Below are 274 nucleotides of genomic sequence, written 5' to 3' on the forward strand. Positions count from 1 at the left end.
TCTCGGGCAGCATCCTCAAGTACCTGGACGGCGCGGTCGGCCTGCACGGCTGGCAATGGATGTTCATGATCCAGGGGCTGCCGGCCAGTGTCCTGGGGGTGGTGGCCTTTTTCTATCTGCAGGACAGCCCGGCCCGGGCCCGCTGGCTCAGCCCCGGGGAACAGCGCCTGCTGGACGCCGACATGGCCCGGGATCTGGCGAACGCCCGGGACAAATCCCAGGACAGCCTGGCGCAGATGTTTCGCGACCCCAGGATCTACCTGCTGTCCACGGC

The 274-nt window shown here is 67.5% G+C and carries 1 pseudogene; it reads left to right on the forward strand.

Annotated features, from left to right (window positions below):
• Positions 1-274 (forward strand): annotated as a pseudogene (locus SB725_RS31160) (MFS transporter); the annotation flags it as partial.

Origin of the sequence: Pseudomonas sp. SIMBA_041 (assembly GCF_046535095.1) — a bacterium.
GTDB classification, from domain to species: domain Bacteria; phylum Pseudomonadota; class Gammaproteobacteria; order Pseudomonadales; family Pseudomonadaceae; genus Aquipseudomonas; species Aquipseudomonas mucoides.